The organism is Roseovarius halophilus (ex Wu et al. 2025), assembly GCF_047086965.1.
In genome coordinates, this window is record NZ_JBKOTX010000087.1 from 1 (window position 1) to 22,919 (window position 22,919).

Consider the following 22,919-nt stretch of genomic DNA (forward strand, 5'->3'; position numbering starts at 1 on the left):
AGGCGCGGCCGCGCCTTGGCGGTCTCAACGGGCTGATCAACCGCATGACCGGCCATGGCGAGGAACCGCGGGAGCGGCCCCAACCGCAGGTCACCTCGATGCCCCGCCAACCGGCCCAGGCCGCCGAGCCGAACGAGCCGCCGGCGGACTCGGACGTCGACCCCGACGAGGAGCGCATCGAGATTCCCGCCTTCCTGCGGCGTCAGGCCAACTGAGGCGCTGTCGCGACAGTCACATCCTTTGCGAAAGGGCCGCCGTCGGGCGGCCCTTTTTTGAAAGCAGGACAGTGCACGGACCGAACCCGGGGGGCGACCGGCCCGTTTCATTGTGTTTCAGTCGGTCGCAAAGAGTGAATTGTGCCAAGCGGCCCCAAGGCATACCCAGTAACGGAAGACCAATGAAGGCGGGTGCCACTTGCAGACGACACTGCGATCAGACCTGACGCTCGACGGGATCGGCCTCCACCTTGGCGAACCCGCACGCGTCATCCTGCGCCCGGCTCCGGCCGATCACGGCATCGTCTTCCGGCGCGTGGACCTGCCGGGATGCCCGCGCGTACCCGCGCGTTGGGATCATGTGAAGGCCGCGCCGCTCAACACCCGCGTCGAATCCGAGGCGGGTGTCAGCGTCTCGACGATCGAGCATCTGATGGCGGCGCTCGCCGGTTGCGGCATCCATAACCTGCTGATCGACGTGGACGGCCCCGAGGTTCCTATTCTCGATGGCTCGTCCGCGCGCTTCGTCGGCGGACTTTTGCAGACGGGCCTGCAGACGCTCGATGCGCCGCTGCGAGTGATCGAGATTCTCGAACCGGTCGCCGTGCACCTGGGCGATGCCACCGCCCGCCTGGAGCCGTCCGACAGCCTCCGCATCGCCTTCGAGATCGCCTTCGCGGATGCCGCCATCGGCAACCAGCGCAAGACCCTGGACCTGGCCAACGGTGCCTTCGCGCGCGAGCTTTGCGATTGCCGGACCTTCTGCCGCGCGGCCGATGTCACGGAGATGCGCGCCAAGGGCCTGGCCCTGGGCGGCACCTACGAGAATGCCGTGGTCGTGGACGGCGCGGAGGTTCTGTCGCCCGGCGGGTTGCGCCGTACGGATGAGGCTGTCCGGCACAAGATGCTGGATGCGCTTGGTGATCTCTACACCGCCGGCGCGCCGATCCTGGGCGCCTATACCGGCAATCGCGCGGGCCATGCCGTGACCAATGCCCTGCTGCGGGCGCTGTTTGCCCGCCCGGACGCCTGGGCCTGGAAGACCTGCGACGCCGAGACCGGCGCGCACCTGCCGGGCGTCGGCCTGACGCTGGCCGATCTGCCGGCTGTCGCCTGACGGCAAATTGGCGTTTTGCCCCCGGTTTTTATGTGCTAGACCAATCCCCAAATGCCGGGGGTCCGGCAAAACAAACGTGAGCGGGGGCGCCTGATGTCGGGCCACGGCAGAGCTTTCAAAAACAGGTCTGTTCTTGTGCCCGGGGTGCTGGCCCTGGCGCTCTTGGCAGGATGTGGCGGGTTCGACCCGCGTCAGCCCGGAGCCCTGGACCAGTACAGTGCCGAGGAGATCTTTCAGCGAGGCGAATTCGACCTGGAGCGTGGGCGCGAGGATGACGCCGCCTACTACTTCGGCGAGATCGAGCGGCTTTACCCCTATTCGGAATGGGCCAAGCGCGGGCTGGTGATGCAGGCCTTCGCCTACCACCGCGACGGCGATTATTCGAACGCGCGCGCCAGTGCCCAGCGGTTCATCGACTTCTATCCGTCGGACGAGGACGCCGCCTATGCCCAGTATCTGCTGGCGCTGAGCTACTATGACCAGATCGACGAGATCGGCCGCGATCAGGGCCTGACAACGAATGCTCTGCAGGAGTTGCGAAAGGTCATCGAGGTCTATCCCAATAGCGACTATGCCCGGTCGGCTGCCCTCAAGTTCGACCTGGCCTTCGACCATCTGGCGGCCAAGGAAATGGAAGTGGGGCGCTATTACCTCAAGCGCGATCATTTCTCGGCTGCGATCAACCGCTTCCGCGTCGTGGTCGAGGATTTCCAGACCACCAGCCACACCCCCGAGGCGCTGCACAGGCTGGTCGAGTCCTACCTCTCGCTGGGTCTGACCGACGAGGCGCAGACCGCCGGGGCGATCCTGGGCCACAACTACCAATCGACCGAATGGTACGAGGACAGCTACGCCCTGCTGACGGGGCAGGGGCTGGAACCGGCCTCGATCGGGGACAACTGGCTTTCGGCCATCTACCGCCAGATGATCCGCGGCGAGTGGCTCTAGGGGCCACGCATGCTTCGGCATCTCGACATTCGCGACATCCTCATCATCGACCGGCTGGAACTCGACTTCCAGTCGGGATTGAACGTGCTGACCGGCGAGACCGGGGCCGGCAAGTCCATCCTGCTGGACAGTCTCGGCTTCGTGCTGGGCTGGCGCGGGCGCGCCGACCTTGTCCGCCAGGGGGCCGACCAGGGCGAGGTGACGGCCGTCTTCGACCTGCCCGCGGGGCATCCGGCGCGCGCGGTTCTGGACGAGGCGGGGATCACCCACGAGGGCGAGTTGATCCTGCGCCGGGTCAACAATCGCGACGGGCGCAAGACCGCCTGGATCAATGATCGCCGCGCCTCGGGCGACGTGCTGCGCCGGGTCTCGGACACGCTGGTCGAACTGCACGGCCAGCATGATGACCGGGGGCTTCTGAACCCCCGTGGTCACCGCGATCTGCTGGATGCGCACGGCGGGCACGACCTGGCCGGGGTGCGCCGGGCCTGGCGCGATCTGCGCGCGGCCGAGAAATCGCTGGAGGAGGCCCGCGCCCGTGTCGCCACCCTGGCCGAGGAAGAGGATTTCCTGCGCCATTCCGTGGCCGAGTTGGACGCGCTGGCCCCCGAGCCGGGCGAGGACGCGGCGCTGGATGCCCGCCGCCGCCTGATGCAGGCCGCCGAGAAGATCGGCGCGGATATTTCCAAGGCGATGCAGGCCCTTGGTCCGCAGGGGGCCGAAGGGATGATGGGCGACGCCCTGCGCTGGCTGGACGGGGCCGCCGACAAGGCCGAAGGGCGGCTGGACGATCCCATGGCCGCGCTGGACCGGGCCATGACAGAGCTGGGCGAGGCGCAGGCGGGGGTCGAGACCTGCCTGGAGGCGTTGTCGTTCAACCCCGCCGAACTGGAAGAGGTCGAAGAGCGGCTCTTCGCCATTCGCGGGCTGGCGCGCAAGCATTCCCTGGCCCCCGACGAACTGAACGCCTTTGCCGAGGACCTGCGCACGCGACTGGCGGCGCTGGACCGGGGCGCGGGGGACCTGGCCGAGTTGGAACAGTCGGTCGCCACGGCGCAGGCCGCCTATGACAGCGCCGCCACGGCCCTGGGCGCGGCCCGGGCGCAAGCGGCGCGGGCGCTGGACGCGGCCATGGCCGACGAGCTTGCGCCCCTGAAAATGGACCGCGCCGTCTTTGCCACGAAACTGACCGAGGCCGAGCCTGGCCCCGATGGCAAGGATGCCGTGGCCTTCGAGGTGGCCACCAACCCCGGCGCGCCCTCGGGGCCGCTCAACAAGATCGCCTCGGGCGGGGAACTTTCGCGTTTCCTGCTGGCGCTCAAGGTCTGCCTGACCCGCCATGCCGAGGGGCTGACGCTGATCTTCGACGAGATCGACCGGGGCGTCGGCGGGGCCACCGCCGATGCCGTGGGCCGCCGGCTGGCGGATCTGTCGCGCGGCGGGCAGGTGCTGGTGGTCACCCATTCGCCGCAGGTCGCGGCCCTGGGCGACCATCACTGGCGGGTGGAAAAGCGCCAGGCCGAGGACACGACCCTGACCACGGTCAAACCGCTGGACAGCGGCGCGCGCGCAGGCGAGATCGCGCGGATGCTCTCGGGCGGGACGGTGACCGAAGAGGCGCGCGCGGCGGCACGGGCGCTTTTGGCGGCTGTGCCGGGCTGAGGTTCCAAAAAGTAAAACAAGGCGTGGCGGTCGGCCGATGTCAGCCTGAACAGGTCGGAAAACGTCAATCCTGCCGCAGCAGCTTGCCCGGGTTCAGAAGCCCCTGCGGGTCCAGCGCCTGCTTGAGCGTGCCCATGACCTCCCATCCGGCGCCGTGTTCGGCGGCCATGTAGCCCTGCTTGCCCATGCCGATCCCGTGTTCGCCAGTCACCGTGCCGCCGAGGCGCAGGGCGCGCTCGGCCATGCGGCGCGACAGATTTTCGGCGGCGGCGCGCTCGGCCGGGGCGTCGGGGTCCATCAGCAGGATGGCGTGAAAATTGCCGTCGCCCACATGGCCCAGGATCGGGGCGGGGATGGGGGCCGCGGCGATATCGGCCTGGGTTTCGGCCACGGCCTGGGCCAGTTCCGAAATGGGCACGCAGACATCGGTGACAATGGCCGTGGTGCCCGGGCGTGCGGCCAGGATCGCCCAGTAGGCATGGTGGCGCATCTGCCACAGGCGGGTTCGGTCCTCGGGGCGGTCGGCCCAGGCAAAGCCGGTGGCGCCATGGTCGGCCACGATCTCGCCAAAGCGTTCGGCCTGTTCGGCCACGCCAGCCGGGGTGCCGTGAAACTCGACCATCAGGTGGGGCTTGGCCGGGAAATCGGCCCGGGAATAGGCATTGACCGCTTCGACGGTGGCGGCATCGACAAACTCGATCCGGGCCATGGGAAGACCCATCTGGATGGTTTCCGTCACCCCCTCGACCGCCGCCTCGATGGTGTCGAAGGCGCAGGTGGCCGCGCCGATGGCCTCGGGCTGGCCGTGCAGGCGCAGCGTCAGTTCGGTGATCACGCCCAGCGTCCCTTCGGAGCCGACCATCAGCCCGGTCAGGTCATAGCCGGCGCTGGACTTGGGCGCCGCGCTGCCGGTGCGGATGATGCGCCCGTCGGCCAGCACCACCTCCAGGGCCAGCACGTTGTCGCGCATGGTGCCATAGCGCACTGCCGTCGTGCCCGAGGCGCGCGTGGCCGCCATGCCGCCGATACTGGCATTGGCTCCGGGGTCGACCGGAAAGAACAACCCTGTCGCGCGCAATTCCGCGTTCAGCCCTTCGCGGGTCAGGCCAGGCTGCACCCGCGCGACCATGTCCGCGTCGCGCAGTTCGATCACCCGGTTCATGCGCGCGAAATCGACACAGACCCCGCCGTGCACCGCCAGCGCGTGCCCTTCGAGCGAGGTTCCGGCCCCCCAGCCCACCACCGGCAGGCGATGCGCGGCGCAGATCTGCATGATCTGCGCCACCTCTTCGCTGGTCTCGGGGTAGGCCACAGCATCGGGCGGGCTGTGCGGAAAATGGGTTTCCGAGGTCCCGTGCGCCTCGAGATCGGGCTTGGAGCGGGACAGCCGATCGCCTAAGACGGTCTCGAGGGCTGTGAAGGCGGCGTCGTGGGGCATGGGTGATCTCCTCTCCGGCGCCAACCTAGTCCAGCCGTGGGCAGGGGAAAAGCCGGGATATCCAATGGCCAAGCCACCGAAATCGCCCGTCAGGCAAGGGATCATCGACGCCCTTGCCGCCATCCGGCGGGGGTGTTGCGTGCTGCGCCGCTCGGGGGCCGGGCAGGTCCGGTTCTGGTTCATCGCGCTGGCCGTGGGCATCGCATCGGGGCTGGCCGCCGTCGCCTTCCGCTTCGGGATCGAGCGATTGCAGGCCGCGCTCTATGGCACCGAGGATGTCTCGCAACTGCACAGCTTTGCCGCCGGGCTGGACTGGTACTGGCTGATCCTGATCCCGGTGCTGGGCGGGCTGACCGTTGGGGTGATCCTGCATTACACGACCAGCGACCACCGGGTGCATTCGGTCTCGGACGTGATCGAGGGTGCGGCGCTCTATGACGGGCGTCTGAAGGTGCGCCGCGGGCTGGGGTCCGCGCTGGCCTCGCTCATCACCCTGTCGAGCGGCGGCTCCACGGGGCGCGAGGGGCCGGTGGTGCATCTCGCGGCCCTGATCGCCACGGGGGTGAACAACCGCATCAAGGCCGACGGGATCACCGGACGCGACCTTCTGGGCTGCGCCGTGGCCGCCGCTGTCTCGGCCAGTTTCAACGCGCCCATCGCCGGGGCGCTCTTTGCGCTGGAAGTGGTCTTGCGGCATTTCGCCCTGCATGCCTTTGCGCCCATCGTCATCGCCTCGGTCGCGGGGACCGTGATCAGCCGCATGGCCTATGGCGATGTCACGGAATTCTTCATCCCCGGCCAGAATGCGCTGGCCTTCTATGTGGAACTGCCCGCCTACATGCTGCTTGGGCTGCTCTGCGGGCTGGTCGCGGTGGTCTTCATGCGCGGCTTGTTCTGGGCCGACCGCGTGGCCAGTCATTACCAGAGTCGCACCGGCCTGCACCCGGTCCTGCGCCCGGCCCTGGCGGGGCTGCTGCTGGGGCTGATCGCGATCCCCTTTCCGCATATCATCGGCGTTGGCTACGAGACGACCTCGGACGCGCTGACGGGGCGACTTCTGTTCCATGAGGCGGTCGTCTTCACCTTTGTCAAGATCGTGGCCGTGGCCGTGACCTTTGGCGGGCGCATGGGCGGCGGGGTCTTTTCGCCCTCGCTCATGGTGGGGGGGCTGACCGGGCTGGCCTTCGGGCTGGTGGCCACGGGAATTTTTCCGGACGTGTCGGGCGCTGCCGCGCTCTATGCGCTGGCGGGGATGGGCGGCGTTGCGGCAGCGGTGCTGGGTGCGCCGATCTCGACCACGCTGATCGTGTTCGAACTGACGGGCGACTGGCAGACCGGGCTGGCGGTCATGGTGACGGTCTCTCTGGCCTCGGCGGTGGCCTCCAAGATCGTGGACCGCTCGTTCTTCCTGACCCAGCTGGAGCAGCGCGGGGTGCATCTGGCCGCGGGGCCTCAGGCCTATCTGCTGTCCACGTTCCAGGTGACCAGCGTCATGCGTGCGATGGACCATCCCAGGGCCGCCGATCCGGAGGTCTGCGCCAACCTGATCCGCCAAGGCACCTATGTTGTCGAGGGCAAGACCCTGGATCAGGCCATGCCGATCCTGGAGGCGACCAACCGCAACTTCATTCCCGTGGTCCGGTCCGCGGGGGGCGAGGGCCCGCCCGAGCTGCGCGGGTCATTGTTCCAGGTGGACGCGCTGCGGGCCTTCAACCGGGCCCTGGCGGCCACGGCGGCCGAGGAGCACAGTTGAGCCACCAAGCCGGGCGAGGGCGCCTCAGACCTCTTCGACGGTGACCTTCGAAGTGTAGAAGGCGATATGGTCGCCGATCTCGCCCACTTCTGGCTTGGGGTCTTCATAGGACCAGGCGGCGTCCTTGATCGTGCCCGACTTGGCAACGATGTCGTAATAGCGCGCTGCGCCCTTGTAGGGGCAATTCGTGCTGGCCTCCGAGGGGTCGAGGAAGACCATCGAAAGATCTTCGCGCGGGAAGTAGATGACCGGCGGGTAGTCACCTTCGGTCAGTTCCAGCGCCCGGGTGCTTTCGCCCAGCACGGCCCCGCCGGCGCGGACCACCCATGTGCCCGTCGCAGGCCGGATCTTGATATGGTCTGCCATCTTCGGTCTCCCTCTTGACGCTTTCGTTGGTCTGCTTGTGCAGGATTTTTACCCTGCCGGATGTGACGCCCGCGGTCAGCCCGTGACAGGCCCGGGCGCCGCGTGCCGCGTCACAGCGGCGCGCAGGCGGCTTCCAGCCAGTCCCGCGCCGGACCGTCCAGACGCGGGCCGATCCGCGCCACTGTATCCGCGTGATAGCGATCAATCCAGTGCCGTTCGGCCACGGTCAGGGCATCGACCTCGATCAGGCGGCGGTCGATCGGCACCCATGTCAGGGTCTGAAAGCAGAGCATCGGCCGCCCGTCCCCCAGTGCGGGGGCCTGCTGGACGACCACGAGGTTCTCGAGCCGGATGCCGAAGGCCCCCTCGCGGTAATAGCCCGGCTCGACGGACAGGATCATCCCCGGTTCGAGCGCCACATGCCCGCGGCTGGGGGCGCGGGTGAACCCCTGCGGACCCTCGTGCACACACAGATAGACCCCCACGCCGTGGCCGGTGCCATGGCCATAGTCCAGCCCCGCCTGCCACAGCGGATAGCGCGCGATGCTGTCCAGATCGCGCCCGGCCAGACCTGCGGGAAAGCGTGCCTGGCTCAGGGCGATCAGCCCCTGCAACACGCGGGTAAAGCAGGCTTTTTCCTCTCTGCCCACGGGGCCGGTGGCCATGGTCCGGGTGATGTCGGTGGTCCCGTCCGGGTACTGTCCGCCCGAATCCACCAGCAGCACCTCGCCGGGGGTGACAGGGCGGTTGGTCGCCTCGGTCACCCGGTAATGCACGACGGCGCCATGCGGACCGGCCCCGCAGATCGTGTCGAACGAGATGTCGCGCAGCGCGCCCGTCTCGCGGCGGAACCCCTCCAGCGCCGTGACCACGTCGATCTCGGTCAGGTCGCCGCCGGGCACCGCCCTGTCCAGCCAGTGCAGAAAGCGGCACATGGCCGTCCCGTCGCGCAGGTGCGCCTCGGTGGTGCCGGCGATCTCGGTGTCGGTCTTGACGGCCTTGGGCAGCAGGCAGGGGTCAGCGTCGTGCACCACGGTCACACCACGTTCGGCCAGGGTATCGGCCACGGCCTGGGGGCAACTGGCCGGGTCCAGCCGCACCGGGCCGTCCAGGTCCGTCAGCGCGGCGAGGAAGGCCTCTTGCCCCAGCACGGCCACATCCGGGCCCAGGTGATCGGCGATCGCCTCCGTCTTGCCGGGGCGCGCGAAAAGCTGGCAGGTGCCATCGTCGAAGAGCAGGGCAAAGCTCTGGGGCACCGGGTTCCGGGGGATGTCGGCGCCCCGGATGTTGAGCAGCCAGGCGATGGAATCGGGCAGCGTCAGCACCGCCACGCGATGCCCCGCCGTGCGCAACTCGTCCGCAAGCCGCGCGCGCTTGTCCGCCGCAGTCTCTCCGGCGCGGCTTGCGTCATGGGCGAAGAAGGGCGCGTCCGGCGGGGCCGGGCGGTCGTCCCGGATGGCATCGACAAGGTTGTCGGTCGGGGTCAGCGCCAGCCCGGCGGCGGCAAGCTGGTCCCGCAGGTCCGTGACCTCCTGCACCGTATGCAGCCAGGGGTCGAAGCCCACCGTGCCCTCGGACAGCTGCTCGCAAAGCCAGGGCCCCAGCCGGGTTTCGGGCCAGTCCACGGGCGTGAAGTCGCCGGCGACCTGCGCGCGCACCTGCACGCGGTAGCGGCCATCCACAAAGACCCCGGCCACCTTGGCCAGCACCGCGCAGAAGCCGGCCGAGCCGGTGAAACCGGTCAGCCAGGACAGCCGCGCGTCGCAGTCGGCCACGTATTCGCCCTGATGCGCATCGGCGCGCGGCACGAGAAAGCCGTCCAGCCCCCGCGCCGCCATGGCCTCGCGCAGGGCGGCCAGCCGGGGCGGGCCCTGTTCCGGCGCCGAGGCGGCCTCGAATGTCTGGAACATGGGCTTTCCTTCATCTTGGCAAATAAACTCATCCGCGCGCCGCCCGCAAACAGGGCGGCGGTGGGGCAGGGCAGGCTCAGGCGACGCGGCGCATGCCCAGAACCCGGGCGCGCTTGCGCGGGTCGCTGTCGAAGAGTCCGGCCAGTTGCTCGGTCATGGCCCCGGCCAGCTGCTCCACGTCGGTGATTGTCACCGCGCGGTCATAATAGCGGGTCACGTCATGGCCGATGCCGATGGCGGTCAGTTCCACCGCGCGGCGCTTCTCGACCATGGCGATCACGTCGCGCAGGTGCTTTTCCAGGTAATTGGCCGGGTTCACCGACAGGGTGCTGTCATCCACCGGCGCACCGTCCGAGATCACCATGAGGATCTTGCGCGCCTCGGGCCGGCGTTCCATCCGCCGGTGCGCCCATTCCAGCGCCTCGCCGTCGATGTTTTCCTTCAGCAGGCCCTCTTTCATCATCAGCCCGAGGTTCTCTCGGGTGCGCCGCCAGGGCGCATCGGCGCGCTTGTAGATGATATGACGCAGGTCATTGAGGCGTCCGGGCGCCTGCGGGCGGCCCTCGGCCAGCCAGCCCTCGCGCGATGATCCGCCCTTCCAGGCGCGGGTGGTGAAGCCCAGGATCTCGACCTTGACCTGGCAACGTTCCAGGGTGCGCGCCAGAACGTCGGCGCAGATCGCTGCGATGGAGATCGGCCGCCCCCGCATGGAGCCGGAATTGTCCAGCAGCAGGGTGACCACCGTGTCGCGGAACTCGGTGTCCTGTTCGACCTTGAACGACAGCGGTGTCGTCGGGTTGGCCACCACGCGCGCCAGCCGCCCGGCGTCCAGGATGCCTTCCTCCTGGTCGAAGGACCAGGAGCGGTTCTGCTGCGCCTGCAAGCGGCGCTGCAGCTTGTTGGCCAACCGCCCCACTGCGCCCTTGAGCGGCTCGAGCTGCTGATCCAGGTAGGCGCGCAGGCGTTCCAACTCGGCCGCCTCGGCCAGGTCCTCGGCGCCGATTTCCTCGTCGTGGTCGGTGCTGAAGACGATATAGGCGGGATCGGCATCGGAAACGGGCTGCGGCGCGGGCGGCTCCAGCGGGGCCTCGCCCTCGGGGTGCTCCATGTCCTCGTCCAGCTCTTCGCTGGCGTCCTCGTCCAGGCTGACCTGCGCCTCCGAGGCGTCCTGCGTCTCTTCCTGGCTCTGCTCGGGCTGGGCCTCGGCTTCTTCCTGGTCGTCGCTGTCCTCGTCGCCGGTGCTCTCGGGCTGGTCCTGGTCGTCCTCGCCGGTTTCCTCGTCTTCCTCGTCCTGGGGGATGTCGTCGGGGTCGTCGCCCAGCTGGTCGCCATAGCCCATGTCGTTGATCAGCTGGCGGGCGAACCGGGCAAAGGCCTTCTGGTCGGTGAGGCAGGTCTCGAGGTCTTCCAGCGTCTCGCCGCATTGCTCCTCGATGTAGCCGCGCCACAGCTCCATGACATTGGCCGCCCCCTCGGGCAGGTCGCGCCCGGTGGCCAGGTGCCGGATCAGGTAGCCCGCGGCGGTGGCCAGCGGCGCCTCGGTCTTGTCGCGGATCTGGTCATAGCCCTTGCGCTGGGCCTCGTGGCCGATCCGGGCGTCGATGTTTCCGGCCGTGCCGGGCATGTGGCGCGCGCCCACGGCCTCGACCCGGGCCTTCTCCATCGCGCCGTAGAGGTCGCGGGCCATCTGGCCCTGCGGCATGTAGCGCGCCGCGACCGCGGGGTCGTGGAACCTGTGGTGCAGGGCGTAGGAATCCGAGGTGCCGCGGGCCAGCAGAACCTCGTCGCGGGTCATGCGGCGGCTGATCTGGGGCAGGCGCACGTTTTCGCGCGTGGCCCCCGGCGGGTCCACGGTAAAGCTGACCGCAAGATCGGGATCGTCGGCCATGACCTTGGTGGTCTCGGCCAGGGCCTTCTTGAACGGGTCGGCTGGGTTGTCGCTGGGTTTGGACATCACGTTCCCTTCTGGGGCTGGCGCGAAGAATTTTCCAGAAAATTCTTCCGCGCGGCTGTCACCCCAGGCTCAGGCTCGCCGCGCTTTCGGGCAGTTCCTCGTCGAAGCAGCGCTGGTAGAACTCGGCCACGGTCTGGCGTTCCAGCTCGTCGCACTTGTTCATGAAGGACACCCGGAAGGCATAGCCCACGTCCCCGAAGATGCGCGCGTTCTCGGCCCAGTTGAGCACCGTGCGCGGGCTCATGACCGTGGACAGGTCGCCATTCATGAAAGCGGTGCGCGACAGGTCGGCCACGGTGACCATCTGCCCGACGATCTTGCGGCCCGTCTCGGAATTGTAATGCGGCGACTTGCCCAGCACGATGGCCGCCTCGGCGTCATGCGACAGGTAGTTCAGCGTGCTGACCAGCGACCAGCGGTCCATCTGGGCCTGGTTGATCTGCTGGGTGCCGTGGTACAGCCCGGTCGTATCGCCCAGGCCCACGGTATTGGCTGTGGCGAAAAGGCGGAAATGCGGGTTCGGCGTGATGATCTCGTTCTGGTCCAGAAGGGTCAGCTTGCCGTCATGTTCCAGCACCCGCTGGATCACGAACATCACATCCGCCCGGCCCGCGTCGTATTCGTCGAAGACGATGGCCACGGGGTTGCGCAGCGCCCAGGGCAGGATGCCCTCGTGGAACTCTGTCACCTGCTTGCCGTCGCGCAGCTTGATGGCGTCCTTGCCGATCAGGTCGATCCGGCTGATGTGGCTGTCGAGGTTGACCCGCACGCAGGGCCAGTTCAGCCGCGCGGCCACCTGTTCGATATGGGTGGACTTGCCGGTGCCGTGATAGCCCTGGATCATGACCCGGCGGTTGTAGCCGAATCCGGCCAGGATCGCGAGCGTGGTGTCCGGGTCGAACTTGTAGGTCGAATCGATCTCCGGAACGCGCTCGCCGCGGTCGGCGAAGCCCTTCACCTTCATGTCGCTGTCGATTCCGAACACATCGCGAACCGAGATCTCCTCGGTCGGTTTGCTCATGGGATCAAGCGTGCCGTCGGCCATGGAGTGCGCTCCCTTGCAAAAACTCAGCGCCGGGATGCACCATATCGCGTAGGCCTGCAAGGGGCGCGGGATGTGACCCACCCGCACGGGCGGTCCAGGCCGGCCCGGGCGGGCCGAAAACGGGTTGCACCCTTCGCGGGGCTCGGTCTTGATATCGCCATGACGGAACGCGCCGATCTTGAAGCCATGCTGTCTCGGGTGAGTCTTGGGGACCGCGGCGCCTTCGAGTCGCTGTATCATGCGACCTCGGCGAAACTTTTCGGCGTCTGCCTGCGTGTCTTGAAGACCAGGTCCGACGCCGAGGATACCATGCAGGAGGTTTACCTGCGGATCTGGGACGCCGCCGTGGGCTTTCGCCCCGGCCAGGCCAGCCCGATGAGCTGGATGATCACGATCGCCCGCAATCGCGCCATCGACAGGCTGCGGGCACGCAAGCCCGGCACCGAAAGCACGCAACGGGCCGATGGCACCGACCTGCTTGCGGACCTGGCCGACGATGCGCCGGGGCCCGAGCGCAGTGCCCTGGCGGCCGAGACCCGCGCACAGGTGTTGCGGTGCTTGGAGGAATTGCCCGAGGATCGGGCGACAGCCGTCCGCCGTGCCTATCTGAACGGGGACAGCTATGCCGATCTGGCGCGTCACTTCGATGTGCCGCTGAACACGATGAGAACCTGGCTGCGCCGCAGCCTTCTGAAACTGAGAGACTGCCTGTCGAGATGAGTGAGCAGACCCCATATGACGACGAGTCCGTGCTGGCCGCGGAATATGCGCTCGGTCTGCTCGAGGGGCCCGAGGCGCAGCTTGCGCAGGCGCGGATGGCCGAGGACCCGGACTTTGCCGACCTGGTCCGCGCCTGGGAGGCCGAGCTGGCCGGCATCGCCGAGGAGGTCACGCCGGTCGATCCGCCGCCCCGTGTTCTAACGGCGCTGCAACGCGACATCTTCGGCCATCAGGATCGCCCATGGTGGCAGAAGATCGGGCTGATCCCCTCGGTGGTCGGTGCGGCGGCGGCCGCGGTGTTGGTCCTGATCGCGGTCGAGTTCGGCATGGTTGACACCGGAGCGCCGCCCGTGGCCGACTACCGGGCCGATCTCGCCTCGGAGGACAGCGACCTTGTGGTCGCCGCGGCTTACCTCGAAGACACGGGTGAGCTTCTGGTCGATCGCCGCGCGGGGGCCGCGCGCCCCGACCGGGCGCTGGAGGTGTGGCTGATCCCCGAGGGTGCGGCGCCGATCTCGCTTGGGGTTTTGCCCGAGGACCGCCAGGCGGCGCTGTCGGTGCCGGAGGCGGTGCGGCCGCGCCTGGCCGAGGGCGCGGGGCTGGCGATCTCGGACGAACCGCCCGGCGGCTCGCCCACCGGCGCGCCCACCGGCGATGTGCTGGCCGTGGGTCCGATCACGGCCCTGTGACCGCGCCGCGGCACTTTTTTGCGAAACCGCTGAAACTTCCGGCAGGGGCCCTGCGTGGTTACGGGCATCTCCGGCGATCCTGCCGGGGTCACAAAAGACGAGGAGGACTGACCATGTCCAACAAGACCCTTTTTTCCGCCGCCGCTGCGCTGATCGTGGCATCCGCACCCATGGTCTGGGGCGAAGCCCATGAAACGGCCGAAAACCCCGCGGTCGGCGGGGCACCGATGATGGCCGACATGAACATCATCGAGAACGCTGTGAATTCGCCCATTCACACCACGCTGGTCGCCGCCGTGCAGGCTGCCGACCTTGTCGAGACGCTGCAGGGCCCGGGGCCGTTCACGGTCTTTGCACCGACCGATGCGGCCTTCGACATGATCACCGAGGAGTCGCTCAACGCGCTGCTGCAGCCGGAAGCCAAGGCGCAGCTCACCGAGATCCTGACCTGTCACGTGGTTGGCGCCGAGGCCTTCTCGGATGCCATAGGAGGCATGATCGCCGACGATAGCGGGGCCCATCCCGTGGAAACGCTGGGGGGCTGTACCCTCATGGCCGAGATGTCGGGGGATGACATTACCCTGACCGACGAGAACGACCGCACCGCGACCGTGACCATCGCCGACGTGGACCAGTCCAACGGCGCCATTCACGTGATCGACCGCGTGCTGTTGCCCCAGCAGTGACGGGTGGTGGCCGGGCGTTGACTCTCTCCCGGTCACAACCCTGTGCGCCACGCCGATCAAGGTCCCATCGGCGTGGCGCATCCCCTATCCTTGTCCGAGACCCCTGAAAGGAGGAATCGACATGAACCGCAGAGACTTTTCCGTTCTTGCCCTTGCATCGGCGCTGTTCGGCGTGCGCAAGGCTTCGGCCGCCGAGGGAGACTTCGACGTGACCCGCACCGAGGCCGAGTGGCGCGAGATGCTGTCCGACCTGGAGTATCGCGTAATGCGCGAGGACGGCACCGAGCCCGCCTATTCCAGCCCGCTGGACGCCAATTATGACCCGGGCCATTACCACTGCCGCGGCTGCGACCAGGCGCTCTATTCCAGCGAACACAAGTATGACAGCGGCACTGGCTGGCCCAGTTTCTGGCAGGCCCTGCCGGATGCCATTGCCACCAAGCCCGACCGCGGATTGCTGTTCGTGCGCACCGAATGCCACTGCGACCGCTGCGGCAGCCACCTGGGGCATATCTTCGACGACGGCCCCGATCCGACCGGCAAGCGCCATTGTCTCAATGGTGTGAGCCTCGTCTTCAAGCCGGCATGAAAACCGCTGACGCCGGGTGGTGACGGATCGTGAACAGTCATTTTCCGGGATGAGGGGGCGACCGTCCTCGTGTTGGGGCTACGATTCGGTGTAACGCTCGCGTCATACCGACGCTAGGCGACATGACCGTGAGACGACACAAGACGACAGGCCGGACACAGGGCGCGCGGGCGCGGCTGCTCGGCTTCGCCATTGTTGCGAGTTACGGCGCGGTCATGGGTTACTTGGCGGTGCTGCGCTTCAGCGACGGCGCTGTTGCTGCGCGCGGGCTGAGCCTTTACGAGGGCTGGATCGTCCTCGGCGGGGCGCTCGGGGGCATGGCCGCGCTAGGGCTGGCCGGAGACCGCGTGGGTCAGTCCGGGCCGGGGACCATGCCGGGCATCCTGGCCGGGTTGATCCGGGTCAGCCTGCTGGGCGCGATCATCGCGGGCACGCTGGCCCTGCCGGTCTACGGCACGATGTTTGCCCCCCTGACCCTGATCTTGACGCTGGCGACTTCGCCGGTGCTGGCGCTGTCCTGGGTGGCCTGCATGGGGGCGGTGCACCTGTGCATGGCGGCTTATCGCAGCGAACTTGACCCCGTCTTTACCCCGCTGCGGCTGACGCAGCCCGATTGACCCGACGCCCTGTCGGCCCGGGTGCGAGGGCACTTCGGCTGAGCATCAGTCCTTGAAGCTGCGGCTGGCCTTGATCTGGTCCCAGGCCCAGACGACCTCGGCCAGTTGTTCCTCCTGGCTGCGGTCGCCGCCGTTCATATCCGGGTGCAGGACCTTTATGAGCTTCTTGTAGACCGCGCGGATCTCGGACTTGGTCCAGTTGTCCTTGACGTCGAGGATCTCGACGGCCTTGCGCTCGGTCGGGGGCAGGCGGCGGCTGCCATCCACGGATTTGCCGGGGTTCTGCGTGGCGTTCTCGCCCAGCACCTGGTGCGGATCCTCGATACCCAGACGAGACCAGGCGCGTTGCTCGGCGGACTTCTTGAAGGATGTGGTGCCGCGTTCCCAGACGCGATCCTTCTGGGCCTGCTCTTCCATCTCGTCTTCGGTGGAGGTGTCGAAGAAGTTCCACTTGAGATTGTATTCGCGAACATGGTCCTTGCAGAACCAGTAGTAGTCGTCCAGCGTGTCGGGGCTCTTGGGGGCGCGGTACTTGCCCGCTTCCTCGCAGCCGGGATGTTCGCACACGCGGGTGGAGGTCTCGAAGGCCCCGGACATGCCCCGCCGCCCGCGCGGCTTTTTCTTCTTGGACGCCGACACCGAGATGTCGAAACCGAAAGGATCGTTCTTGCGCATACCATCCACCTTTCCGACTCGGAGCGCTGATTGTAATCCCTGAGACCGGATATTGAAGGGGGGCGGCGAAAATTATGGGCCTTGAAATCGAGATTCGGTGCCGCCTGGACGCGGCTTTCGCCCCCGACAGGCTCGCGGTGATCAACGAAAGCCACCTGCACGCGGGTCATGCTGGCGACGACGGCAGCGGCGAAAGCCACTGGCGCGTCGAGATTGCCGCCCCCGCCCTGGCCGCGATGCCCCGGCTGGCCCGGCACCGGGCGGTGCACGCGGCGCTGGGGCCCGACATCATGGGGCGGATCCACGCGCTGTCGCTCGATATCCGCTGAGCCGCCCCGAAACGGAGGGCCGGTCGTCGCCCGCCCGGCCGACGTGCGCCGCTCCCTGCCGGCTTGCGGGGGCAAGCCCGGCAGGTTCGCCCCGCCCGCCGTCCCGGCGGGGTTCAGAGCCCGAGTTTGCTGGCCACGATCTCGTTCACGGCCTTGGGGTTGGCCTTGCCACCCGTGGCCTTCATTACCTGGCCGACGAACCAGCCGGCCAGTTTCGGGTTGGCCTGCGCCTTTTCCACCTGCGCGGGATTGGCGGCGATCACCTCGTCCACCGCGGCCTCGATGGCGCCTGTGTCGGTGACCTGTTTCATGCCGCGGTCTTGCACGATCTGCGCGGGGTCGCCGCCCTCGGTATAAACGATCTCGAAGAGGTCCTTGGCGATCTTGCCGGAAATGTCGCCCTTGCCGATCAGGTCGAGGACGCCGCCCAGCTGCGCTGGGCTGACCGGGCTGTCGGTGATCGCGCGCTCGTCCTTATTGAGGCGGCCGAACAGCTCGTTGATGACCCAGTTGGCGGCCTGCTTGCCATCCCGGCCTTCGGCGACGGCCTCGAAATAGGCCGCGTTCTCGTGTTCGGCGGTCAGAACGGCGGCGTCATAGTCGCTCAGACCGAAGTCCTGAACAAAGCGCGCCTTCTTGGCGTCGGGCAGTTCGGGCAGGTTGGCGGCGATCTCGTCCACCCAGGCCTGTTCGATTTCCAGCGGCAGTAGGTCGGGATCGGGGAAATAGCGGTAATCATGTGCCTCTTCCTTGGAGCGCATGGAGCGCGTCTCGCCCTTGTCGGGGTCGAAGAGACGGGTTTCCTGCACGACCGTGCCGCCATCCTCCAACAGGGCGATCTGGCGGCGCGCCTCGTAGTCGATGGCCTGTTGGATGAACCGCATGGAGTTCATGTTCTTGATTTCGCAGCGGGTGCCCAGGTGGCCGAAATCCTGGGTTTCCATGTAACGTTCGAAGTCGCCGGGGCGGCAGACGCTGACATTGACATCGGCGCGCAGGTTGCCCGACTGCATGTTGCCCTCGCAGGTGCCCAGGTAGCGCATGATCTGGCGCAGCTTGACGATATAGGCGGCGGCCTCTTCGGGGCCGCGGATGTCGGGGCGGCTGACGATTTCCATCAGGGCCACGCCGGTGCGGTTGAGATCCACGAAGGACATATGCGGGTCCATGTCGTGGATGGATTTGCCCGCGTCCTGTTCCAGGTGGATGCGTTCGATGCGCACCCGGCGCGCCGTCCCGTCGCCCAGTTCGACCAGTACCTCGCCCTCGCCCACCAGCGGATGGTAGAGTTGCGAAATCTGGTAGCCTTGCGGCAGGTCGGGGTAGAAGTAGTTCTTGCGGTCGAAGGCCGAGGCCAGGTTGATCTCGGCGCGCAGGCCCAGCCCGGTGCGCACGGCCTGGGCGACGCAGCCCTCGTTGATGACCGGCAGCATGCCCGGCATCCCGGCATCCACGAAAGCGACGTTGGAATTGGGCTCGGCCCCGAACCGCGTCGAGGCGCCGGAAAACAGCTTGGCCCGCGTGGCGACCTGGGCGTGGACCTCCATGCCGATCACCAGTTCCCAGTCACCGGTGGCGCCGGAGAGCGTCCTGGGCTTGGGGGCGTCATAGGTCAGGTCAAGCATCGCGGGGCCTCTTCAAGCTGATACGCAGCCCGTTTAGGTCAGCCGCGACAGGCTGGCAAGGGGGCGGGGCCCGGCTGGACCGGGCGCGGCCTAGAAGCGCAGCAGCGGGCGGCGGGTCGCCTTGATCAGGCTGACGGTCTGGCTGCCCTCCTCGCCCAGGGCCAGCGTGGCGCGGCGCAGCACCTCGATCCCTTCTTCCGAGGTCTCGGGCAGGGCGCTGGGCGCGATGGGTTCGCCCACGGTGACGACATAGGGCTGATCGGCCTTGTTCAGCGTCTCGTGGAACAGCGTGATATCCTTGAGCGAGGCATGCAGCACGTCGAAGAGGTAGAACAGCACCGAATTGCGCGCACGCATGTTCACCGGGATCACCGGCAGGTCGAACTTGCGCGCCAGCATCGCCGCCGAGGGCATCCAGGGGCGTTCGTGCAGTTGCAGCCCGCGCCGCTGCGCCAGCCGCCCCGAGGGGAACATGACGCCCAGACGTTCGTCGCGCACGGCCCGGCGCATGTAGGCCATGGTTTCGCGCGTCTTGCCGTGGCTGCGGCGGTCCTTGCGCCATTCGACCGGGGCGATCATGTCCTCCATCTGGGGCATGACCGACAGGATGTCCTTGTTTGCGAAATAGAAGGCATCAGGCCGGATCTTGGCCAGCAGCCCGTGCAGGATGATCCCGTCCGCGATCCCCGTGGGGTGGTTGGCGACGACCAGCGCGGGGCCTTTGGCGGGGATGTTGTCCAGCCCGCGGGCGGTGACATTGTCGCCCAGCAGGTGGAACATCTCGTCCATGATGGTAGCACTGGGCGCGTCGCGCAGGGCCGTCGCGATCTCGACGGTGCGCTCATACGACAGGGCCCGGTCCAAAACCTTGCGGGCCAATGCCGTGCCGGGTCGGTCAGCGAAAAGCCAGGGCGCGCGGTCCGCGATCAGCGGGTCGATACGGTCTTTCATGGCCTCAACCTTGAGCACTTGCGGGTGACGATTCCACGACATTCTAGCACACCGCGGCAATTCGGCGCGCTTTTGCCTGATTTTATACCGAAAGCAAGGAAAATGGATGCCGTGCGTGGGCAATCCCGGCCTGATCCAGCGCTGCGACCAGGGCTTCGGCGGGGGCGGGCAACTCGGGCGGCAGGCGATGCGGGCGCCCGGTGGTGTCGACGATGGTCAGGCGAAACCCCATGTCCATGCGCCGGTCGATGCGCAGGTGCTTGATCTCATCCGCCTCGATCACACCGTCGCGGCGGCCCGTCGTCCAGGTGATGCGGTCGGGGTGGATCGCCAGCCGAACCTGCCGATCGGTGATCCAGTCCAGCAGGGCGGGCAGGGCGAAAAGCCCGAAGAGCCCGGCCCAGATCAGTGCCAGGTCGATGGCCCAGACCGTCAGCGCCAGACCGCCCCAGATCGCCGCCGTCAGCGCCAGGTTCAGCGGGCGCCGCCCGCGGCGCCGGAAACTGGCGATGGGCCTGTCGTCTGCCATGGCCTAGCCCTCAAGCATCCGCTGGACCATCTCGGCGCTGTCGCGCGACAGGTCGGGCTTGGCCGCGAGCTCCTGCAGCACCGCCTTGATACGGGCCTGCCGGTCCGCGTCGTAGCGCGGCCAGGTTTCAAACGCCGTGCTGAGCCGGGCAGCGGTCTGCGGATTGACCGCGTCAAGCCGCGCCAGCCAGTCGCCCAGCAGCCGGTAGCCCTTGCCTGACGGGTGGTGAAAGCCCGCGGCATTGGCCGAAAGACTGCCCAAGACCGCGCGGAACCGGTTGGGATTGCGCCATGTGAAATCGGGGTCGCGCGTCAGGGCCTCGGCCACATCGGCGGCGCGGTCGGGGGCGGCGCGGGCCACTTGCAGCCCGAACCACTTGTTCATCACAAGCCGGTCATGCTGCCACTGGTCGCGGAAGGTCTGCACCTGCGCTGCGCCCTTGCCGATGCTCAGCAGGCAGGCCAGCGCAGCCAACTGCTGGGTCATGGTGTCGGCCTGTGCGAATTGCGCCGCCGCCGCCGTGCCCCCGTCGAGCCGGCTGGTCAGCGCCAGCACGGCGTTGCCCAGGCTGCGCTTGCCCGCGCTTTCCGCGTCGGGGCGGAACGGGCCGGTCGGGGCCGTCTCGGCCAGCAGGCGGGGCAGGCTGTCCTGCATATGCTGCGCCATGGCCTGGGTCAGGGTCTCGACCGCGTCATGAATTGCTATGGGGTCGGGGGTCTCACCGCGTTCGAACAGCGCCTGGGCCAGGTCGTCCTGGCTGGGCAGGCCCAGCACCAGGGCGCGGAAGGCCGGGTTGAGCGCCGAGTCGCGCAGCATGGCCAGCACGGCATCCAGATAGGCGGTGTCGGGCGCCGTGCCCGCGCTGACCATGCGGCACAGCATGTCGCGGGCAAAGGCGCGCCCGGCCTCCCACTTGTTGAAGGGGTCGGTGTCATGGGCCATCAGCAGGGCGCGGGTGGCATTGTCGGTCTCTTGCGACAGGATTACCGGGGCCGAGAAATCCCGCAGGATCGAGGCGACGGGCCGGGCCGAGAGCCCCTCGAAGGCGAAGCTCTGGTGCGCTTGCGTCATTTCCAGAACGCGGGTGGGCAGCACCTCGTCTCCATCGCGGTTCAGCAGACCTATGGCAATGGGGATCACCTGCGGGTGCTTGTCGGGCTGGCCGGGGGTGGGCGGCGTGTGCTGTTCGAAGTGCAGGTGAAAGACACCGTCGCGCCACTCCTCGGTGACGGACAGGCGCGGCGTGCCGGCCTGCGTGTACCAGCGCTTGAACTGCGCCAGGTCGCGGCCGGTGGCCGCCTCAAAAACGGCCAGCCAATCTTCGATCGTGCAGGCCTGGCCGTCGTGACGCGCGAAGTAGAGGTCGAGCGCGTGGTAATAGGCCGCGTGCCCGACCAGCCGCTTGAGCATGCCGATCACCTCGGCGCCCTTTTCATAAACGGTGGCGGTGTAGAAGTTGTTGATCTCGATATAGCTTTTGGGCCGCACCGGGTGGGCCAGCGGGCCGGTGTCCTCGCGGAACTGGCGTGCGCGCAGGGCGATCACGTCGTCGATCCGCTTGACGGCGTGGCTGCGCATGTCGCCTGTGAACTGCTGGTCGCGGAACACCGTCAGACCCTCCTTGAGGCACAACTGGAACCAGTCGCGGCAGGTGATCCGGTTGCCCGTCCAGTTGTGGAAATACTCATGCGCGATGATCGCCTCGATCCGCTCGAAATCGGCATCGGTGCTGGTGTCGGGGCTGGCCAGCACGCAGGAGGAGTTGAAGATGTTCAGCCCCTTGTTTTCCATCGCGCCCATGTTGAAATCGTCGACGGCCACGATGTTGAAGACGTCGAGATCGTATTCGCGGCCATAGGTCCTTTCATCCCAGGCCATCGCGGCCTTGAGCGCCTCCATGCCCCAGGCGCATTTGCCCTCGTCCCCCGGCCGGACCCAGAGGTTGAGGGCCACGTCGCGGCCCGACCGGGTGCTGAAACGGTCGGAATGGGCCACCAGATCTCCCGCCACCAGCGCGAAGAGGTAGGCCGGTTTCGGCCAGGGGTCGTGCCATTCCGCCCAGCCCGCGCCGCTGCCGGTCGGGTTGCCGTTGGACAGCATGACAGCCGCGTCGCCCTCGATGCGGACGGTGAACGGGGCCATGACGTCGGGCCGGTCGGGGTAGTAGGTGATACGGCGAAACCCCTCGGCCTCGCACTGGGTGCAGAACATCGCGTTGGACAGGTACAGCCCTTCCAATGCGGTATTGGCGGCCGGGGCGATCTCGACCTCGGCCTCCCAGGTGAAGGGTGCGTCGGGCACGGGGCAGCTCAACCCGGTTTCCGTCACCTCGGGACGGACCGCGGCCCCGTCGATGCGCGCCCATTTCAGGTCCAGCCCCTCGCCATCCAGCACGAAAGGGCCGGGCGCGGCGCGGTTGGGACGGAACCGGATGCGCGATATGACCCGCGTGGCCTGCGGGTCCAGCCGGAACGTCAGGTGCACCTCGTCCACGTGATAGCCGAAGGGGCGATAGTCGTGCAGGCGGATGGCCTGGGGGGCGGCGTCCTTCATGGTCTCTCCTGTCTGGGGCAGGGGTCAGACTAGGCGCGCCCCGTCGGGCCGACAAGCCTTGGCGGGCGCGCGCGCCGCGTTATATGCCGCGTCATGTATGTGGTCTGGTTCAAACGGGATCTGCGCGTCAGCGATCACGCGCCACTGTCTGCGGTGCCCGAGGGCGCGCCGGTGCTGCCGCTATATGTGGTCGAGCCGGACTATTGGGCGGGGCCGGACACCTCGGGGCGGCAATGGGATTTCACGGCCGAGTGTCTTGATGCGCTCGGGGGTGACCTGGCGCGTTTGGGTTCGCCGCTTTGCCGTCAGACCGGCGATGTGGTCGCGGTGCTGGCCCGCCTGCACCGCCAGCGCCCGATCACGGCCCTGCTCAGCCACGAGGAAACCGGCAACGGCTGGACCTATGCGCGCGACCGCCGGGTGGCCGACTGGGCGTGCGGCGCGGGCGTGCCCTGGCGCGAATTTCCGCAATCCGCCGTGGTGCGGCGGCTGGGCACGCGTGATCGCTGGGCGTCGCGCCGCGAGGCGGTGATGCGCGCCGATGTGAT

At 67.8% G+C, this 22,919-nt stretch carries 21 protein-coding genes and 1 pseudogene; 12 read left to right on the forward strand and 10 right to left on the reverse strand.

Going from position 1 to position 22,919, the window contains the following annotated elements:
* The 4 genes and pseudogenes from ACH107_RS17215 to recN all read left to right on the forward strand — a co-directional run.
* A pseudogene (locus ACH107_RS17215) lies at window positions 1-215 on the forward strand (cell division protein FtsZ); the annotation flags it as partial.
* A 199-nt stretch (window positions 216-414) separates the two neighbouring features.
* A complete protein-coding gene (lpxC, locus tag ACH107_RS17220; protein WP_412506887.1) occupies window positions 415-1,332 on the forward strand; it encodes a UDP-3-O-acyl-N-acetylglucosamine deacetylase in 918 nt (305 codons plus the stop codon).
* A 93-nt stretch (window positions 1,333-1,425) separates the two neighbouring features.
* Window positions 1,426-2,280, forward strand: a complete 855-nt coding sequence (locus tag ACH107_RS17225) for an outer membrane protein assembly factor BamD (RefSeq protein ID WP_310690569.1) — start codon at window positions 1,426-1,428, stop codon at window positions 2,278-2,280.
* 9 nt (window positions 2,281-2,289) lie between these two features.
* Window positions 2,290-3,942 (forward strand): DNA repair protein RecN, encoded by a 1,653-nt coding sequence (gene recN / locus ACH107_RS17230; protein ID WP_412506888.1) that lies wholly within the window; start codon window positions 2,290-2,292, stop codon window positions 3,940-3,942.
* Between the two features lie 64 nt (window positions 3,943-4,006).
* On the opposite strand, the gene ACH107_RS17235 is transcribed toward recN, so the two are convergent.
* Complete coding sequence (locus ACH107_RS17235) at window positions 4,007-5,380, reverse strand: FAD-binding oxidoreductase (protein WP_412506889.1); 1,374 nt, start codon at window positions 5,378-5,380, stop codon at window positions 4,007-4,009.
* A 64-nt stretch (window positions 5,381-5,444) separates the two neighbouring features.
* Here ACH107_RS17235 and ACH107_RS17240 point away from each other — a divergent pair, with 64 nt between their 5' ends.
* Complete coding sequence (locus ACH107_RS17240) at window positions 5,445-7,133, forward strand: chloride channel protein (RefSeq protein WP_310690566.1); 1,689 nt, start codon at window positions 5,445-5,447, stop codon at window positions 7,131-7,133.
* A gap of 24 nt (window positions 7,134-7,157) precedes the next feature.
* Here ACH107_RS17240 and ACH107_RS17245 read toward each other — a convergent pair whose 3' ends face one another.
* The 4 genes from ACH107_RS17245 to cobS all read right to left on the reverse strand — a co-directional run bounded on the left by ACH107_RS17245 (window position 7,158) and on the right by cobS (window position 12,408).
* Window positions 7,158-7,499 (reverse strand): DUF427 domain-containing protein, encoded by a 342-nt coding sequence (locus tag ACH107_RS17245; RefSeq protein ID WP_310690565.1) that lies wholly within the window; start codon window positions 7,497-7,499, stop codon window positions 7,158-7,160.
* 110 nt (window positions 7,500-7,609) lie between these two features.
* Window positions 7,610-9,409 (reverse strand): aminopeptidase P family protein, encoded by a 1,800-nt coding sequence (locus ACH107_RS17250; protein ID WP_310690564.1) that lies wholly within the window; start codon window positions 9,407-9,409, stop codon window positions 7,610-7,612.
* A 76-nt stretch (window positions 9,410-9,485) separates the two neighbouring features.
* The gene (cobT, locus tag ACH107_RS17255; protein ID WP_310690563.1) at window positions 9,486-11,363 is read right to left on the reverse strand and encodes a cobaltochelatase subunit CobT; all 1,878 of its coding nucleotides are present in this window, start codon (window positions 11,361-11,363) and stop codon (window positions 9,486-9,488) included.
* 58 nt (window positions 11,364-11,421) lie between these two features.
* The gene (gene cobS, locus ACH107_RS17260) at window positions 11,422-12,408 is read right to left on the reverse strand and encodes a cobaltochelatase subunit CobS (RefSeq protein ID WP_412506890.1); all 987 of its coding nucleotides are present in this window, start codon (window positions 12,406-12,408) and stop codon (window positions 11,422-11,424) included.
* 159 nt (window positions 12,409-12,567) lie between these two features.
* Here cobS and ACH107_RS17265 point away from each other — a divergent pair, with 159 nt between their 5' ends.
* The 5 genes from ACH107_RS17265 to ACH107_RS17285 all read left to right on the forward strand — a co-directional run bounded on the left by ACH107_RS17265 (window position 12,568) and on the right by ACH107_RS17285 (window position 15,709).
* Window positions 12,568-13,128: a sigma-70 family RNA polymerase sigma factor gene (locus ACH107_RS17265; RefSeq protein WP_412506891.1), complete on the forward strand. Its 561-nt coding sequence runs from the start codon at window positions 12,568-12,570 to the stop codon at window positions 13,126-13,128.
* Window positions 13,125-13,817 (forward strand): anti-sigma factor domain-containing protein, encoded by a 693-nt coding sequence (locus ACH107_RS17270; protein ID WP_412506892.1) that lies wholly within the window; start codon window positions 13,125-13,127, stop codon window positions 13,815-13,817. Before ACH107_RS17265 ends, ACH107_RS17270 begins: the two co-directional genes overlap by 4 nt.
* Before the next feature lie 113 nt (window positions 13,818-13,930).
* Window positions 13,931-14,503: a fasciclin domain-containing protein gene (locus ACH107_RS17275; RefSeq protein ID WP_412506893.1), complete on the forward strand. Its 573-nt coding sequence runs from the start codon at window positions 13,931-13,933 to the stop codon at window positions 14,501-14,503.
* A gap of 121 nt (window positions 14,504-14,624) precedes the next feature.
* On the forward strand, window positions 14,625-15,092 hold the full coding sequence (gene msrB, locus ACH107_RS17280; RefSeq protein WP_310690558.1) for a peptide-methionine (R)-S-oxide reductase MsrB: 468 nt from the start codon (window positions 14,625-14,627) through the stop codon (window positions 15,090-15,092).
* Window positions 15,093-15,220: 128 nt separating this feature from the next.
* Window positions 15,221-15,709 (forward strand): hypothetical protein, encoded by a 489-nt coding sequence (locus ACH107_RS17285; RefSeq protein WP_412506894.1) that lies wholly within the window; start codon window positions 15,221-15,223, stop codon window positions 15,707-15,709.
* A gap of 45 nt (window positions 15,710-15,754) precedes the next feature.
* Here ACH107_RS17285 and ACH107_RS17290 read toward each other — a convergent pair whose 3' ends face one another.
* Complete coding sequence (locus ACH107_RS17290) at window positions 15,755-16,384, reverse strand: J domain-containing protein (protein ID WP_310690556.1); 630 nt, start codon at window positions 16,382-16,384, stop codon at window positions 15,755-15,757.
* 74 nt (window positions 16,385-16,458) lie between these two features.
* On the opposite strand from ACH107_RS17290, the gene ACH107_RS17295 reads away from it, so the two are divergent.
* Window positions 16,459-16,713: a BolA family protein gene (locus tag ACH107_RS17295; RefSeq protein ID WP_412506895.1), complete on the forward strand. Its 255-nt coding sequence runs from the start codon at window positions 16,459-16,461 to the stop codon at window positions 16,711-16,713.
* Between the two features lie 113 nt (window positions 16,714-16,826).
* On the opposite strand, the gene gatB is transcribed toward ACH107_RS17295, so the two are convergent.
* The 4 genes from gatB to pepN form a co-directional block, all read right to left on the reverse strand.
* Complete coding sequence (gene gatB, locus ACH107_RS17300; RefSeq protein ID WP_310690554.1) at window positions 16,827-18,338, reverse strand: Asp-tRNA(Asn)/Glu-tRNA(Gln) amidotransferase subunit GatB; 1,512 nt, start codon at window positions 18,336-18,338, stop codon at window positions 16,827-16,829.
* A 90-nt stretch (window positions 18,339-18,428) separates the two neighbouring features.
* A complete protein-coding gene (locus ACH107_RS17305) occupies window positions 18,429-19,289 on the reverse strand; it encodes a 1-acyl-sn-glycerol-3-phosphate acyltransferase (RefSeq protein ID WP_310690553.1) in 861 nt (286 codons plus the stop codon).
* 82 nt (window positions 19,290-19,371) lie between these two features.
* Complete coding sequence (locus ACH107_RS17310) at window positions 19,372-19,818, reverse strand: hypothetical protein (RefSeq protein WP_412506896.1); 447 nt, start codon at window positions 19,816-19,818, stop codon at window positions 19,372-19,374.
* Window positions 19,819-19,821: 3 nt separating this feature from the next.
* Window positions 19,822-22,371: an aminopeptidase N gene (pepN, locus tag ACH107_RS17315; protein ID WP_412506897.1), complete on the reverse strand. Its 2,550-nt coding sequence runs from the start codon at window positions 22,369-22,371 to the stop codon at window positions 19,822-19,824.
* A 93-nt stretch (window positions 22,372-22,464) separates the two neighbouring features.
* Between pepN and ACH107_RS17320 the strand changes: the two genes are divergently transcribed.
* Window positions 22,465-22,919, forward strand: a 455-nt coding sequence (locus ACH107_RS17320; RefSeq protein ID WP_412506898.1) for a deoxyribodipyrimidine photo-lyase, incomplete at its 3' end; no start/stop codon positions are given.